Annotated in this window: 14 protein-coding genes; 10 read left to right on the forward strand and 4 right to left on the reverse strand. The window is 63.9% G+C overall.

What is annotated here, in order from left to right:
• Positions 1 to 41 precede the first annotated feature (41 nt).
• Genes nth through marP form a run of 4 tightly spaced genes read left to right on the forward strand, consistent with a single transcriptional unit; the run spans position 42 to position 3,515 of the window.
• On the forward strand, positions 42 to 833 hold the full coding sequence (gene nth, locus RHO23_RS23150; RefSeq protein WP_423489285.1) for an endonuclease III: 792 nt from the start codon (positions 42 to 44) through the stop codon (positions 831 to 833).
• A 1-nt stretch (position 834) separates the two neighbouring features.
• On the forward strand, positions 835 to 1,488 hold the full coding sequence (locus RHO23_RS23155) for a TlpA family protein disulfide reductase (RefSeq protein WP_081346288.1): 654 nt from the start codon (positions 835 to 837) through the stop codon (positions 1,486 to 1,488).
• Positions 1,489 to 1,491: 3 nt separating this feature from the next.
• Complete coding sequence (locus tag RHO23_RS23160) at positions 1,492 to 2,256, forward strand: NUDIX hydrolase (protein WP_030095899.1); 765 nt, start codon at positions 1,492 to 1,494, stop codon at positions 2,254 to 2,256.
• Positions 2,253 to 3,515, forward strand: a complete 1,263-nt coding sequence (gene marP, locus RHO23_RS23165) for an acid resistance serine protease MarP (protein ID WP_030095898.1) — start codon at positions 2,253 to 2,255, stop codon at positions 3,513 to 3,515. Before RHO23_RS23160 ends, marP begins: the two co-directional genes overlap by 4 nt.
• Here marP and RHO23_RS23170 read toward each other — a convergent pair.
• Together RHO23_RS23170 and RHO23_RS23175 are read right to left on the reverse strand one after the other, a co-directional pair.
• Positions 3,489 to 4,451, reverse strand: coding sequence for an alpha/beta fold hydrolase (locus RHO23_RS23170; protein ID WP_057966437.1), 963 nt, complete (start codon positions 4,449 to 4,451; stop codon positions 3,489 to 3,491). The genes marP and RHO23_RS23170 overlap by 27 nt on opposite strands.
• 32 nt (positions 4,452 to 4,483) lie before the next feature.
• The gene (locus RHO23_RS23175; protein ID WP_030095896.1) at positions 4,484 to 5,008 is read right to left on the reverse strand and encodes a phage holin family protein; all 525 of its coding nucleotides are present in this window, start codon (positions 5,006 to 5,008) and stop codon (positions 4,484 to 4,486) included.
• Positions 5,009 to 5,244: 236 nt separating this feature from the next.
• Between RHO23_RS23175 and RHO23_RS23180 the strand changes: the two genes are divergently transcribed.
• Positions 5,245 to 5,940 (forward strand): hypothetical protein, encoded by a 696-nt coding sequence (locus RHO23_RS23180; protein WP_030095895.1) that lies wholly within the window; start codon positions 5,245 to 5,247, stop codon positions 5,938 to 5,940.
• Positions 5,941 to 5,949: 9 nt separating this feature from the next.
• Here RHO23_RS23180 and acs read toward each other — a convergent pair whose 3' ends face one another.
• Positions 5,950 to 7,896 (reverse strand): acetate--CoA ligase, encoded by a 1,947-nt coding sequence (gene acs / locus RHO23_RS23185; protein ID WP_423488408.1) that lies wholly within the window; start codon positions 7,894 to 7,896, stop codon positions 5,950 to 5,952.
• A 184-nt stretch (positions 7,897 to 8,080) separates the two neighbouring features.
• Between acs and RHO23_RS23190 the strand changes: the two genes are divergently transcribed.
• The 5 genes from RHO23_RS23190 to RHO23_RS23210 are packed head-to-tail and all read left to right on the forward strand — an operon-like array spanning position 8,081 to position 14,084.
• Positions 8,081 to 9,700: a peptide ABC transporter substrate-binding protein gene (locus tag RHO23_RS23190; protein ID WP_070941865.1), complete on the forward strand. Its 1,620-nt coding sequence runs from the start codon at positions 8,081 to 8,083 to the stop codon at positions 9,698 to 9,700.
• Complete coding sequence (locus RHO23_RS23195; protein WP_406801082.1) at positions 9,697 to 10,749, forward strand: ABC transporter permease; 1,053 nt, start codon at positions 9,697 to 9,699, stop codon at positions 10,747 to 10,749. Before RHO23_RS23190 ends, RHO23_RS23195 begins: the two co-directional genes overlap by 4 nt.
• Positions 10,742 to 11,656: an ABC transporter permease gene (locus RHO23_RS23200; protein ID WP_423488409.1), complete on the forward strand. Its 915-nt coding sequence runs from the start codon at positions 10,742 to 10,744 to the stop codon at positions 11,654 to 11,656. The genes RHO23_RS23195 and RHO23_RS23200 overlap by 8 nt, the downstream gene beginning before the upstream one ends.
• 18 nt (positions 11,657 to 11,674) lie before the next feature.
• The gene (locus RHO23_RS23205; RefSeq protein ID WP_423489286.1) at positions 11,675 to 13,300 is read left to right on the forward strand and encodes an ABC transporter ATP-binding protein; all 1,626 of its coding nucleotides are present in this window, start codon (positions 11,675 to 11,677) and stop codon (positions 13,298 to 13,300) included.
• A gap of 40 nt (positions 13,301 to 13,340) precedes the next feature.
• The gene (locus RHO23_RS23210) at positions 13,341 to 14,084 is read left to right on the forward strand and encodes a hypothetical protein (RefSeq protein WP_057966441.1); all 744 of its coding nucleotides are present in this window, start codon (positions 13,341 to 13,343) and stop codon (positions 14,082 to 14,084) included.
• Positions 14,085 to 14,495: 411 nt separating this feature from the next.
• On the opposite strand, the gene RHO23_RS23215 is transcribed toward RHO23_RS23210, so the two are convergent.
• Entirely contained in the window at positions 14,496 to 15,377 is an 882-nt protein-coding gene (locus RHO23_RS23215; RefSeq protein WP_046252336.1) for an HAD-IB family hydrolase, read from the reverse strand.
• Positions 15,378 to 15,542: the final 165 nt, after the last annotated feature.

The raw sequence follows: 15,542 nt of genomic DNA on the forward strand, positions 1-15,542 counted from the left end.
CCTCCCGTGTCCTCAGCTCCCGCTACCCTGGGCTTGTGTCACTGACCGGATCGGCCTCTAAGCCCAGAGCGAAATCGACGGTAAAGACGCCAGCTCCGGTCCGAACCTGGAAGCCTGAGACGCACACGGGATTGGTCCGTCGGGCGCGGCGAATGAATCGCACTCTGGCGCAAGCATTTCCGCACGTCTACTGCGAGCTCGACTTCACCAACCCGCTGGAATTGGCGGTCGCGACCATTTTGTCGGCGCAATGCACCGATGTCCGGGTCAACATGGTGACGCCCGCGTTGTTCGCCAAGTACCGCACCGCGGAGGACTACGCGGGAGCCAACCGGACCGAACTCGAAGAGATGATCCGAAGCACCGGCTTCTACCGGAACAAGGCGAACTCGATCATCGGGCTGGGCACCCAGCTGGTGGAGCGATACGGCGGTGAGGTGCCGCCGCGGCTGAAGGATCTGGTCACCCTCCCCGGTATCGGTCGCAAGACGGCGAATGTTGTCCTGGGCAACGCCTTTGACATCCCGGGCATCACCGTCGACACGCACTTCGGGCGACTGGTGCGACGCTGGCGCTGGACCGAGGAAGAAGATCCGGTCAAGGTCGAGCACATCGTCGGAGAGCTGATTGAACGCAAGGAATGGACCCTGCTCAGCCACCGGGTGATCTTCCACGGTCGGCGGGTATGTCATGCCCGCAAGCCCGCATGCGGTGTCTGTGTACTGGCCAAGGACTGCCCGTCGTACGGACTGGGCCCGACAGATCCCGAGCTGGCCGCGCCGCTGGTGAAGGGGCCGGAAACCGAGCACCTGCTGGCCCTTGCCGGGTTGTGACGTGTCTCGGCTCAGCACCGGGGCGCGGTGGACGATCGTGGGGATGGTGCTGGTCGCGGCGCTGATCGCCGTCATGTTGTCGCAGCAACACGATCAGCGGCGGCGCGCGCCCCAAGGGCAGGATCCTGTCGCCGCCCGCGAACGCCGGGACGCCGACACCCCCGAAGCCCTCGCGGAACTGTTCCGGCAGGCGCAACTGCCGCCATGTCCCAACGCCGACAGCGCACCGGGGACGCGCGAGCTGGCCGGGATAACGCTGGAATGCAGTGGGGCCCCGGTGGCGGTCGGTCCCGTCCTCGCCGGGCGGCAGGTGGTGCTGAACCTGTGGGCCTACTGGTGCGGTCCCTGTGCCGATGAGCTGCCGGCGATGGCCGAGTTGCAGCGCCGCGCGGGCGACAAGCTCACCGTCGTCACGGTGCATCAAGACGAGAACGAGGCGGCCGGGCTGGCCAAGCTCGCCGAGCTACACGTCAGGCTGCCGATGATCCAGGATGGGGCCCGGCGCATCGCCGCCGCGCTGAAGTCACCGAATGTCATGCCCACGACCATTTTGATTCGAGCGGACGGTAGCGTTGCCCGAGTGCTACCGCGTTCGTTCACTTCGGCGGATGAGATCGGTGCCGAGGTGGAACAAGCGTTGGGAGTGAGGTTCTAGGTCGTGACTGCCGATGAGCCGCTTACGCGAAGAGGATTGGCGACCGCGCCACTGACGCCCGGTGCCGCTCCAGACTGGATGCGACCGCTGGTGGACAACGCCGCGGGTGTCAAGGACATCTACGGCCGTGGCGTGCACCCCGCGATCAAGGCGGTGCTGCGGGCGCGCAAGTTGCCCTCTTCCGGGCGCCCGGCGGCGGTGCTGGTGCTGGTGTCCGCCGACCAGGCGGTGACCGACCCCACCGAGGCGGATCTGTTGCTGACGGTGCGCGCATCGACCTTGCGGCAGCACAGCGGTCAGGTGTCCTTCCCTGGCGGTGCTACCGATCCCGGTGACGCAGGGCCGGTGGGAACCGCATTGCGCGAGGCGCAAGAGGAGACGGGGCTGGACCCGGTTCGCGTGCAGCCGCTGACGGTCATGGAGCCGCTGTTCATCCCGCCATCCGGCTTCCACGTCTCTCCGGTGCTTGCCTACTCGCCCGACCCAGGACAGGTTCTTGCCGTCGATCCGGGCGAGACCGCCGGGGTGTCACGGGTGAAGATCGGTGACCTGGTGGATCCGGCGAATCGAATCATGGTGACTAAGAAGACATTTGGTATTCGTTACAGTGGCCCGGCCTTCTTGTTGCCGGGGATGCTGGTGTGGGGCTTCACCGGGCAGATCATCTCGGCGATGTTGGAGGTGTCCGGTTGGGCACAGCCATGGGACACTCGTAACCTTCGTGATCTTGATGAGCTGCTGGCCGAGCACCTGGGAGGGTCGGTATGAATCTGAATCCATCACAGTGGCTCGATATCGGCGTCATCGCCGTCGCGTTCATTGCCGCGGTGTCCGGATGGCGTTCCGGCGCACTGGGTTCCTTGATGTCATTCGTCGGGGTGATCCTGGGCGCGGTAGCCGGCGTGATGCTGGCCCCGCATGTGGTGGGCAACCTGGACGGGGCACGTACCCGGTTGTTCGCCTCGCTGCTGCTCATCCTGGTGTTGGTGGTCATCGGCGAGGTGGCGGGCGTGGTGCTGGGCCGGGCCATGCGTGGTGCCATCAAGAATCGGGCGCTGCGCGCCGGCGATTCGGTGGTGGGAGTGGTGCTGCAGGTGGCCGCCGTGCTGGTGGCCGCATGGCTGCTGTCGATTCCGATGCAGAGCTCCAATCAGCCGAATATCTCTGCGGCAGCTCGTGAATCGAGGGTTCTCAGCCAGGTCGACAAGTACGCCCCGGACCAACTCCGCAAGGTACCCAACGACCTGTCCAAGCTGCTGGACACCTCGGGTGTGACCGGTGTGTTGCAGCCGTTCGGTAAGACCCCCATCGCGGCCGTCGACGCCCCGGATTCAACGTTGGTGGACGGTCCGGTGGTGCGGGGCGCCGAGCCGAGCGTTGTGAAGATCAAAGGCATTGCCCGCAGCTGCCAGAAGTCCCTTGAGGGAACCGGATTCGTCATCGCCCCGCACCGGGTGATGTCGAATGCGCACGTCGTGGCCGGTACGAACAGCGTCACCGTCGAGTCGGCCGGGCAGACGTTCGATGCCACCGTGGTGGCCTACGACCCCAACGCCGATATCTCGATCCTCGCGGTTCCGGATATGCCGGCCACGCCGCTGGTCTTCGCGCCCAAACCGGCCAAGACCGGGGACGACGCCATCGTGCTGGGCTACCCGGGTGGCGGGAACTACAAGGCGACACCGGCGCGGGTCCGGGAGATCATCGAGCTGAACGGCCCGGACATCTACCGGTCCACCACGGTCACACGTGAGGTGTACACCGTCAGGGGCTCGGTGCTACAGGGCAATTCGGGTGGTCCGTTGATCGACACGGAGGGGCGTGTGCTCGGTGTGGTCTTCGGGGCGGCGATCGATGATGACGACACCGGCTTCGCGCTGACCGCCAAGCAGGTCAAAGATCAGCTCGCCAAGGCCGAGCTCTCCGAGCCCGTCGCCACCGGCAGTTGCATCTCCGCGCCGGAGGCCAACAAGTCACCGCAGCCCGTCAGCGGACCGCAATCACCGGCGCCCAATAAAGCTCCCTAGGTGCTCGTTGACGGTGCCGGGGTCTTCTTCGTGGCCGTAATGTCCTACCCCGCGCAGCGCGACGAATTGGCCGTGGGGCGCGAAGGACAGTGATCGGTGCACCGGGTCGGCGAGCACATACGGATCGCTGTCGCCGCGCATGTGAAGTACCGGGACGGATAGTTCACGGTTCATTGACCTCATGAAACGCCAACCCTCGCTGCGCAACTGGCTACGCACCGCCCACCGCTGATACTCCAGCGCGCAATGGGCCACCCCGGGGATGGCGATCGCGGTGCGCAGCTGCTGGATGGTCTCGGCGAAATCGTCGGTGGTGGTCCAATGCTCGCCCGCCCGTAAGCGCACCAGACGTTCCAGCTCGGCACCTCGATGACGTGTCAGGGTGCGCTCGGGAAGGATGGGCAGCTGGTAGCGCATCAAGGACGGCAATAGCGCGCCTCCCTGTCCGGTTCTGCGGAATGTGGCGGTGCGCAGGGCGATCGGGTGCGGCGAGCTCACCACCGCGATGGCGTCGACGAGGCGTGGATGCAGGTTCGCGGTGGCCCAGCAGACCAGTCCGCCCTCGGCATGCCCGACCAGCGTGGCCGACGTGTGTCCCAGGGCGCGGATCAGCCCGGCGGTATCCCCGGCCAGCGTCCATCCGTCGTATCCGCGTGGCGGCTTGTCGCTGCCCCCGTAGCCGCGGAGGTCGACCGCCACCACGCGGGCATCTGTCAGCTCGCGAAGCTGATGCCGCCACGACCACCAGAAGGACCCGAACCCATGCAGCAGCAATACGAGTGGCCTGCTGGTGACGGCCACGGTTGGTGTGTGAGGAGCATCGGCTTCCACCACATGGAACCGAATGCCGTTGGCATGTACGTCAAAATGGCGCCACGGGCCGACGATGCGGACCACGGATGGGTCGGGGTGACGTGCCGTCTGGTCGAACAGCATGGATGCGTCGGTGTCGAGCCGACTTCAGTGGGCTACCAGCCCGACGGGTCTGCGGGCTTGGCCGACTTGGTCAGTGCGGGAGTCTCATCGTCGCGTGAGGTGAACACGGTCCGTGTTTCCTTGACGGAGGCGATGGTGTCGCGTGGTCCTCGGATTCGTCTGACCTGGAGGAAACCGATCAGCACCGCGAGGATGGCGACGAACACCATGGCGGCGAAGATGATCAGGTACGCCGCCCAGGCGGGCAGCCAGATCTTGAGGATCTCCGCGGCGAAAAAGAAGAAGAAGAACGTCGAATAGAACAGGACGACGAGAGCCGCGATGAAGAAGATACTGCCCGCGACACCCTTCTTGACGTCCCGGACGACCTCGGCGCGGGCCAGTTCCACCTCGGCACGCACCAGGGCGGAGACCTGGGTGGTGGCATCACGGACGAGATTGCCGATGGTGGGTTCTCCGGTGCCGGTCGCGTTCGGATCGGACAGCGGAATGGCGGCGACGGTGATCGGAACACCATTGCTGTCCGTGCGGTAGTTGCGGCTTCCAGGGCTGCTCACTGTGCTCCCTCCGTGTCCCTTGCGGGTCCGGTGTGATGTCGTGCGGCCTATGTTGCCACGTCGGTGGCGTTAGGGCTGCGGCGCGTCTGGCCTGGGGCGTCGTTACCCAATCGATAGCACTGTGACAGAAGTGACCAGTGTGAATCTTGTTTAGAATGGTGTCAGGCATGGCCGACGGGGGAGAGATGCGGCCGGAACGAGAGAGGCTGCGCGACATGAGGTCATTTGGACGGCATATGCGGTACGGATTGCCGGTCCTGATCGCACTGTTTGGCCTCGTCGTGGGCACGATTCCGGCTGGCGCGGCTCCCGCCGCCGGAGCCGATGACAAGGTGCCCATGGGCGGCGGGTCTGGGCTCATCATCAACGGTGACACCCTCTGCACGCTGACGACGATCGGCCACGACAACAAGGGCAATCTGGTGGGCTTCACCTCGGCTCACTGTGGTGGTGCCGGTTCGCAGGTGGCCTCCGAGGACTTTCCCAAGAAGGGTGTGGTGGGAAAGTTCGTCAACGGTAACGAGCAGTACGACTACGCCACCATCCAGTTCGATCCGGAAAAGGTGCAGCCGGTGTCCACCTACAAGGGGTTCGCCATCACCGGAATCGGACCGGATCCGCAGCCCGGTGACATCGCGTGCAAGCTGGGCCGCACCACCGGTAACTCGTGCGGCGTGACCTTTGGAGCCGGAGCCGAGCCCGGCACCTTCATCAATCAGGTCTGCGGGCAACCCGGGGACTCGGGTGCGCCGGTCACGGTGAACGGACAGCTGGTGGGGATGATCCACGGCGCCGCTACCAAGCTGCCGGTGTGCGTCATCAAGTACATCCCGCTGCACACGCCGACCACCACGTACTCGATCAACACCGTGCTGGCCGATATCAACGCTAAGAACCGCACCGCCGGAGTGGGTTTCACCCCGGTCGGCTAGCTCACGGCGCTACTTGCTGGCTCTGATCGCCTCGAAGACGCTCGGGTCGACCAGCGTCGAGGTGTCGCCCAGCTCGCGTCCCTCGGCCACATCGCGCAGCAGCCGCCGCATGATCTTGCCGCTGCGGGTCTTGGGCAGCTCGGGTACCACGTGAATCTCGCGCGGCTTGGCGATGGGCGAGATCTCCTTGGACACCTGAGCTTTCAGGTGTGAGACGAGCTCATCGCCCTCGACGGTGTGACTGGCCTTGAGGATCACGAACGCCACGATGGCCTGCCCCGTCGTCTCGTCGGAGGCGCCGACGACGGCGGCCTCGGCGACACCGTCATGTCCGACGAGCGCGGATTCCACTTCGGCAGTCGAGATTCGGTGGCCGGAGATGTTCATGACGTCGTCGATGCGCCCCAACACCCAGATGGCACCGTCGCTGTCGTAGCGTGCGCCGTCTCCGGCGAAGTACCAGCCCTTCTCGGCATAACGGGACCAGTAGGTCTCCTTGAACCGCTCTGGGTCGCCCCAGATACCGCGCAGCATGGACGGCCACGGCTGATCGAGCACCAGGTATCCGGTGACCGGTTCATCGCCGCTGGCCGGCTCCAGCCGATTCCCGTCGTCATCAACAATTTTCGCGGAGATACCGGGTAGCGCACGCATCGCCGAACCAGGCTTGGTGTCGGTGACACCGGGCAGCGGGGAGATCATCGCCGAGCCGGTCTCCGTCTGCCACCAGGTGTCCACGATGGGGGTGCGGTTACCGCCGATGACCTCGCGGTACCAGCGCCATGCCTCCGGGTTGATCGGCTCACCGACGCTGCCCAGCAGTCGCAGGCTGGACAGGTCGTGCGCGAACGGGATGTCGCGTCCCCACTTCATGAACGTACGCACCAGCGTGGGAGCGATGTAATAGATAGTGACACCGTACTTTTCGATGATCTCGAAATGCCGGTGCTCGTTCGGCGAAGTGGGTGTGCCCTCGTAGACCACCTGGGTGGCGCCGTTGGACAGTGGGCCGTAGACGATATAGGTGTGGCCGGTGACCCAGCCGATATCGGCTGTGCACCAGTACACGTCGGTCTCGGGTTTGAGGTCGAAGATGTTGAAGTGTGTGTACGAGGTCTGCGTCAGGAAGCCGCCCGAGGTGTGCACGATGCCCTTGGGCTTTCCGGTCGTTCCCGAGGTGTACAGCAGGAACAGCGGATGCTCGGAATCAAAGGATTCGGGCGTGTGGGTGGTGTCGGCGTGAGCGACCGTCTCGTGCCACCACAGGTCGCGTTCCTGGGTCCAGTCGACGGGAATCTCGGTGCGGCGCACCACCAGAACATGTTCGACGGAACTCGGCTCGCCGCCCAGCGCTTCGTCCACAGCGGCCTTCAGTGGGGCCGCGGCGCCGCGCCGCCATTGGCCGTCGGAGGTGATGACCAGCTTGGCCTCGGCGTCGTCGATGCGCGCCCGCAGTGCCGCGGCGGAGAATCCCGCGAACACCACCGAATGCATCAGCCCCAGCCGCGCACACGCCAGCATCGCCACGATCGCCTCGGGCAGCATGGGCATGTAGATGGCGACCCGGTCACCGGAAACCAGGCCGAGGTCGGTCAGATAGTTGGCCGCCTGGCTGACCTGAGCCAGCAGCTCGGCGTAGGTGATGGTGCGGGTGTCGCCGGGCTCGCCCTCCCAGTGGATGGCGACCCGATCACCATTGCCGGCCTCCACGTGCCGATCGACGCAGTTGTAGGCGACATTGAGCTTGCCGCCGACGAACCACTTCGCGAACGGTGCATCGGACCAGTCGAGTACGTCGCCGAAAGGCTCGCTCCAGTGCAGCCGGCCAGCCTGCTGTGCCCAGAACCCGAGCCGATCTTCCTCGGCCGCCTGATAGAGGTCGGCGGTCGCGTTCGCAGTCGCCACGAACTCCGGCGACGGCGGGTAGCGATCCGGCTCGGTGCTGATTTCAGTCATCTGATCTGGCCTTTCTGCCCTAGACAGGTCCGCCCGAAAGCCTAGTGGGCGGCCCCGGTTACCGAGAAGTAATTGAGGCCGTCGTTCAGATCCGGGCGTGGCGGTGTGTCGATGGAGAGACATCGGCGTGTTACCCGCCTATGGTTCGTCCTACCTATTTCAGCTACCGAAGGGCAGGGTGAGGATGCGGTTTCGCCGACTGGCCGTCGCGTTGCTCGTCGGCATTGTCGCGCTCCTGCCCACCGGCTGCGGTGACCTGGTGACTCCGGCACCCCCGGGGTACTTCAGCATGTACATCACCGAACCCGAGCACACCCTGGTCCCGGGAAACACCACCGAGAATCAGGGTGGTCGGATCCTGCGCTCGCTATTTACCGCGCTGGTCGAGTTCAACAACGACACCGCGGAGGTGGAATACACCGGCGTGGCCGAATCGATCACCAGCCACGACAACGTCAATTGGACGATCAAGCTCAAGCCGGGATGGACGTTCCATAACGGCGAACCGGTGACCGCCCAGTCCTACGTGGATGCCTGGAACTACACCGCCTTGAGCACCAACGCCCAGGGCTCCTCGAGTTTCCTAGCCAATGTCGACGGGTTCGGTGATCTCCAGGGAGATCCGAAGAACAAGATCCCACCACGGGCCACCCAGATGCGCGGACTGCACGTCGTGGATGACGTGACATTCACCGTCCGGCTCAACACCCCGTTCGCCATCTACCCGATGACCTTGGGATACACCGCTTTCCTGCCGCTGCCCAAGGCCTTTTATCGGGATCCGGCCAAGTTCGGCGTGCACCCCATCGGCAATGGCCCCTTCAAGGCCGACGGCGACTGGGTGCGTGGAATCGGGTTCACGCTGAGCCGTTACGACCAGTACGCCGGTCCGAAGAAGGCCAAGTCCAAGGGCTTGATCTGGCGGGTCTACACCGAGGGCCTGACCGCGTACACCGATATGCAGGCCGGTGCCCTCGACATTCAGCTCGATCTGCCCGACTCCGCCTACGAGAACGCCCGGGCCGAATTCGGGTCGGCCTTCCTGGAGCGGCCCCGCCCGGACATCACCTCGCTGGGGTTCCCGATGTACGACCCGCGGTACAAGGATGTACGTGTGCGCCAGGCGATTTCGATGGCCATCGACCGCGAGGCGATCACCCAGGTAATTTTCTCCGGCACCCGCACTCCTGCCACGTCCTACGCGTCGGCGGTGGTCTATGGGTACCGCAAGGGGGCGTGCGGAAAGCTGTGCGAGCTACACGTCGATGAGGCCAACAAACTGCTCGATGACGCTCATTTCGACAGGAGTAAGCCCATTGAGCTGTGGTACAGCTCATCGAGCACCGGAGCACTGTCGTGGGTGCAGGCCATCGGAAACCAGCTGCAGTCAAACCTGAAAGTGCCCTACATCCTCAAGAGCCTGCCGTGGTCGCAGTTCCTGCCGTTGCAGGACAGCGAGGGGATGACGGGGCCGTTCCGGTCCGGCTGGGTGATGGACTACCCGTCGATCTACAACTTCCTGGAGTCGTTGTACGGCACGGTGGCGCTGCCACCGGCGGGTTCCAATTACGTGTTCTACAGCAATCCGGCGTTCGACGAACTGCTGCGGCAGGGGAACAACCAGCCGACCGTGGAACTGGCCACCAAGGCGTATCAGAAGGCAGAAGACCTGTTGTTCAAGGACCTTCCGGCCGCGCCGCTGTTCTATGAGGTCAATCAGGCGGTGCATTCCAAGCGGGTGAGCAACGTCAAGATCAGCATCCAGGACTGCATCGAGTACGCCGATGTGGAGGTCGTGCAATGACCGGACGCAAGTGGCCGCGATCGCTGATCAACGAAAGGGTTGATAGGCGGGGAGTGGAGCGTGCACTCCCGGTTCCGTGGCTCGATGATGTGCTGGACGTTCGGCGGCTTTGGCAGAACGCGGGCTTGTTTCGTTATGTGGTAAAACGGCTGTTGCTGGCCATTCCGGTGCTCATAGGCACGTCGCTGCTCATCTACTCTCTGGTGTACGCGCTACCGGGTGATCCCATTCGGGCGTTGGCGGGGGACCGTCCGTTCACCCCCGAGGTCATGGCTCAACTACGGGAGCGTTTTCATCTCAATGATCCGTTCCTGGTGCGCTACGGCAAGTACATCGTGGGCTTCCTGCATGGTGATTTCGGTACAGATTTTCAGGAACGCCCTGTTGCACAAACTGTTTCACAACGCCTGCCGGTGACGTTGAGGCTCACGGTGGTGGCCGTGGCATTCGAGACGATCATCGGCATCACGGCCGGAGTGCTGTGTGCGGTGCGCCGGGGATCGTTCTACGACAACCTTGTTCTTGTCACCACGACGCTGCTGGTCTCGATGCCCGTGTTCGTTCTGGGCTTCCTGGCGCAGTACCTGTTCGGCTTCAAGCTCGGCTGGTTCCCGATCGCCGGAATCCGGGACGGCTGGTACAGCTTCCTGCTGCCGGGGCTGGTGCTGGCCGCGTTGTCCATGGCCTATGTGGCTCGGCTCACCCGAACCTCGATGTTGGAGACCATGGATGCCGACTTTGTCCGGACCGCCCGTGCCAAGGGCATCTCCGAATCACGCATTCTGTTGCGGCATACGCTGCGTAACAGCCTGATTCCCGTTGTCACATTCATCGGCGCCGACGTGGGTGCGCTGCTGGCGGGCGCCGTCGTCACCGAATCGGTGTTCAACATCCCTGGGTTGGGGAGGGCGACATTCGATGCGGTGCGCAACCAGGAGGGCGCCGTCGTGGTGAGCATCCTGACGCTGATCGTCTTCTTCTACATCTTCTTCAATCTCGTCGTCGACATCCTGTACGCGCTGCTGGATCCGAGGATTCGCTATGAGTGACCCCATACATGCCCCCGGCCCGGTCTCGGGCCCTGATGCCGCCGCCGAATCGTTGGTGGAGCAGGCGGATCTTTGGGGAAACGCCTGGAAGTACCTGCGGCGCAGTGGCTTCTTCATCACCGGGTCGATCCTGCTGACGATTCTGGTCCTGATGGCGTTGGTCCCGCAGTTGTTCACCTTCGGAAAGGACCCCCGGGCCTGCGATCTCTATCAAGCGCGCAAGGGGATCAGCGCGGCGCACTGGCTGGGTACGGACCTACAAGGATGCGACTATTACGCCAACGTGGTCTATGGGGCACGGGTGTCGCTGACGATCGGCCTGATCGCGATGGTGGGTGTGCTGATCATCGGTGTGCACGTCGGTGCGCTGGCGGGATACTTCGGAGGTTTCGCCGACTCCACGCTGTCCCGGTTGACTGATGTCTTCTACGGTATCCCAACGATTTTGGGTGGCATGATCCTGCTGTCCGTCGTCGGTCATCGGACGGTGTGGAGCGTCGCGGGCGCGCTGATCGTGTTCGGCTGGATGACCTCGATGCGGCTGGTGCGATCCAGTGTGATGACCATCAAACAGAGCGACTACGTTCAGGCCGCCATCGCGCTGGGAGCGCCGACGTGGCGAATCCTGCTGCGGCACATACTTCCCAATGCGCTGGCGCCCGTGCTGGTGTACGCCACCATCGCGGTGGGCAGCTTCATCGCGGCGGAGGCCACGCTGACCTATATGGGCATCGGGCTGGAGCTGCCCGAGATTTCGTGGGGGCTTCAGATCAACGATGGACAGTCCCGTTTCGCCACCACGCCGAGGCTGGTCATCGTTCCGGCCTTGTTCCTCTCGGCCGCCGTGCTCGGCTTCATCATGGTTGGTGACGCCCTCCGTGATGCTCTCGATCCGCGGAGGAGGTAGGCGGTGCCCGCAGATTCCGTGGTTGAGATCGAGGATCTCTCGGTCGACTTCGAGGTAGACAAACAATGGGTGCCGGCGGTCAAGGGTGTCTCGCTGACGGTCGCCAAGGGCAAGGTGCTCGCCATCGTCGGTGAATCCGGCTCGGGGAAATCGACCACTGCCATGGCCATTCCGGCATTGTTGCCGTCCACCGCGCGGGTGGCGGGCAGCATCAAGCTCAACGGTGCCGAGCTGCTGGGGGCCACCAATGACGAACTGCGCGAGGTCCGCGGCAAGGATGTCGCCGTCATCTTCCAGGAGCCGATGACGGCGCTGAACCCGGTCTACACCATCGGTTGGCAGATTGCCGAGGCCGTACGTGCGCACAAGAAGATGACGCGCAGGCAGGCGCGCGAGCGCGCCATCGAGTTGCTGGAGCTGGTGGACATGCCCGAGCCCCAGCAGCGGGTCAAGCATTACCCCCATCAGCTTTCCGGAGGGCAGCGTCAGCGCGCGATGATCGCGCAGGCACTGGCCCTGGACCCGGGGCTACTCATCGCCGATGAGCCCACCACTGCGCTGGATGTGACCGTGCAGGCCGAAATCCTTGATCTCATGCGTGATCTACGGCATCGCATCGAGGCCGGCATCATCCTGATCACCCACGATATGGGTGTCGTCGCCGACATGGCCGATCGCATCATGGTGATGAAGGACGGTGAGGTTGTCGAGGAGGGTGATGCCGACAGCATCTTCCACCGGGCGCAGCAGCCATACACGCAGCAGCTGCTGGCATCGGTGCCGCATCTGGGTGCGACATTGGGCGACGCCGACGAATCATCTTTACCGGTAACCGATCTGGCGCTGAGCGTGGAACATGCCGTCATCGAGTATCCGGGAAAGGGTGGCAACTTCCGGGCCATCGACGACGTGTCCTTCTCGATCGGCAGAGGGGAGGTGGTGGGCCTCGTCGGCGAGTCGGGTTCTGGGAAATCCACCATCGGACGCGCTGCGGTGGGCCTACTCAAGGTGGCTTCGGGCACTATCTGTGTTGCCGGGCAGGATATTTCGACTGCCAACCGTAAGCAGCTGCGTGATATCCGGAGCAAGGTGGGGGTGGTGTTCCAGGATCCGGGATCGTCGCTGAATCCGCGATGGCCCATCGGCCAGTCGATCGCCGAGCCGTTGACCCTGCACACCGATATGGACCGCTCCCAGCGGGAAAGCAGAGTCAAGACGTTGTTGGAGCAGGTGCAGCTGCCCCCGAACATGCGAAACCGGTTCCCCCACCAGCTTTCCGGAGGCCAGCGGCAGCGGGTGGGCATCGCGCGGGCGCTGGCGCTGGAGCCAACCCTGCTGATCGCCGACGAGCCAACCTCGGCGCTGGATGTCTCGGTGCAGGCCCGGGTGCTCGAACTCTTTGCCGAGCTGCAACGTGAGCACGGGTTCGCATGCTTGTTCATCAGCCACGACCTGGCGGTTGTCGAATTGGTGGCAAGCCGCATCGCGGTGCTCAACCACGGTCGTCTTGCCGAATTCGGTTCTGACAAACAGGTATTGACCGCACCCACCGATGACTACACCAAACGGCTGCTGGCGGCTGTTCCGGTACCCGACCCTGAGCAGCAGCGAATCCGGCGCGAGGAGCGCAAGGCCCTGCGGTGAGTCTCGTATGCGGCGAGTCATTCAGTACCGTTAGTGGACCATGACTGATCCACTCGCGCCGCTGGCCGCCCTGCCGGGAGTATCCGACGCTGCCGAATCCGCCCGTGATGCGTTGAGCAAGGTGCACCGTCACCGCGCCAATCTGCGGGGATGGCCGGTGACCGCGGCCGAGGCTGCGGTGCGGGCGGCCAGGTCTTCGTCGGCGCTGGATGGTGGCACGATGAAGCTAAGCGCCGATGGTGCGGTGGAGGACCCGATACTGGCCGGCGCGCTGCGGGTCGGTCAGGCGCTCGATGGTGACGCGCTCACTCAGTTGACCGCGGTGTGGTCGCGTGCTCCACTGCAGGCATTGGCGCGTCTTCATGTGTTGGCGGCCACTGGAATGGCGGACGAGGACACTCTGGGACGCCCGCGCCCCGGCGTCGACACCGATCGGCTGGAGTTGTTGGCGCAACTTGCATCGGGTGGAACATCGGTGTCCGCACCGATTCTCGCGGCGATCACACACGGGGAACTGTTGGCGCTGAATCCCTTTGGTTCTGCCGATGGTGTGGTCGCCCGCGCGGCGTCCCGATTGGTGACGGTCTCACGTGGGCTGGATCCGCACGCGCTCGGTGTCCCCGAGGTGATGTGGATGCGGCAGTCCGGCAGATACCGTGAGCTTTCCTCCGCATTCGCCGCAGGCACACCCGAAGCCATCGCCGCCTGGATCATCTTCTGCTGTCAGGCATTAACGGCGGGTGCGGCAGAGGCGACATCGATCGCCGACAGTGCGAAACGCTGAACCGGACTGGTCTGAACATTAAAAACGGGCGACGGTCCGAATGAATCGGCCCGCCGCCCGTTAGCACGGATCCTCCGGTTACCAAGCGTGCAATGTGGGTTGTGTGGGTGGCCTCGGCGCTTTCACGACGCTTCCAACTCGGACTTCACCCAAGAAGTCTGATGAATTGTCTCTGTTCGCGATTACGCAGGCCCACAACGCTTCTGCCCTTGTCGCGGCGTGCTCCGCGTGGGTGCCGTGGTCCGTGCTGGGAATCCTAGGTCGGGAGATCGATCCTTCTCTTCCGGGTCGACCTTGGCCTTGCCAGGCTTCCGTACCTACTTTCTACACTGAGACGACGGTCACATCAAGGGGTAATTCGTTTGGTCACTGCATTGTTACGTGCGTGCCGAAAGTGACATGTGTCTAGTACTACGGCCGTAGCTTGCGAATCAGCGAATAGGTAAGTGCGCCAGCGGCGATCGCGCTCAGCCCCACGGCCGCCGTGGTGGCGGCCGCCGCGCCGGAGGGAACGGGTATGCGGTCGCCCAGCGACACGGGCCGTGAGAACGTCAGCACCGGCCATCCGCGTGCCATGGATTCCTTGCGTAGCGCCCGGTCCGGGTTGACGGCTGTCGGGTGACCGACAGACTCCAACATGGGCAGGTCGGTGATCGAATCGGAGTAGGCGTAGCAGTGCTCCAGCGGGTAGCCCTCGCGCTTGGCGAGTTCCTGGATCGCGGCCACCTTGCCTTCCCCGTAGCAGTAGAAGGCGACATCTCCGGTGTACTTACCGTCCTCCACCACCATGCGCGTGGCCATGGCGTGGGTGGCGCCGAGTGCGCGCGCAATGGGGGCCACGATCTCTTCGCCGGACGCCGAGACCACCACAACATCACGGCCGCAGAGTTTGTGATCGGCGATCAGATCGGCCGCCTCGGCGAACACCAACGGATCGACGATGTCGTGCAGTGTCTCGGCCACGATCGCCTTCACCTGTTCGACATCCCACCCCGTACACATGTTGGTGATGTGTGTGCGCATGCGATCCATCTGGTCGTGATCGGCACCCGACAGCAAGAAGAAGAACTGCGCATAACTCGATTTCAAGACGGCGCGTCTATTTATTAGGCCCTGGTCGAAGAACGGCTTGCTGAAGGCGAGGGTGCTCGACTTTGCGATCACGGTCTTATCCAGATCGAAGAAGGCCGCCGTTCTGGGGGCTTGGCCGGCGTCCGTGGGCTCACTGATGGCCGCGGCATCCCGGTCTTCGACAGACGGAGAGGATCCGGGTGCCGTTGCGTGGTCGGTCACAGCTCGAGGATAGATCTCATGGATTACATCGTCGGGTCCATCAGTAAAGTCCCAGTTCAGCCGGGGTAGTCTGGTAACGCGGCTACGCCAGAAGAAGGGTTGCCTTTCTTTGGCTTTTTTCAGCCGATTGGTCTTGCCACCCTCACCTGGTTCGTGTGTATAGTG

The sequence above is a fragment of the Mycobacteroides sp. PCS013 genome, from assembly GCF_049532645.1.
Lineage (GTDB): Bacteria > Actinomycetota > Actinomycetes > Mycobacteriales > Mycobacteriaceae > Mycobacterium > Mycobacterium gwanakae.